The organism is Burkholderia sp. MR1-5-21 (assembly GCF_053427715.1).
Genome location: NZ_JBSAXD010000132.1, coordinates 1 through 441, shown reverse-complemented (window position 1 = coordinate 441; position 441 = coordinate 1). Strand labels below are relative to the sequence as shown.

Genomic DNA, 441 nt, shown 5'->3' with positions numbered 1-441 from the left:
ATCGTGAAGCCGTCGTTGCAGTACACGGCCATTTCACCGGGCAGATGTTTCAGATGCTGGTTCTTCAGGATCTCCATCGTGGTTTGCGCATAACCCGCGACCGGTGCCGACGAATAGAGGTTCGCGTAGTTGGAACCGGGAAAGCCGCTGGTATGCGACAGCAGATGACGCGACGTGATCTGCGTATATTCCGGCGACAGCATCGAGAAGTCCGGCAGGTAGTTGACGATTGGTGCATCGAGGTCGAGTTGCTTGCGGTCTCGCAGGATCATGGCGACCAACGCCGGAAGCACCTTGCTGACCGACCCGACGTTGTAGCGCGTCGTCGTCGTGGCCGCGGTGCCGGTTTGCATCGAGGCCTGGCCGAAGGCTTCGGCCCAGATCATGTCGCTGCCCTTGAACAGCGCGACCGAGACGGTCGCCAGGTTCTGCGGGTTGCTG

General features: G+C 60.5%; 1 protein-coding gene. It reads right to left on the bottom strand.

Going from position 1 to position 441, the window contains the following annotated elements:
* A partial coding sequence (locus ACV229_RS40735) for a serine hydrolase domain-containing protein (RefSeq protein ID WP_448088680.1) occupies positions 1-441 on the bottom strand: 441 nt, incomplete at both ends.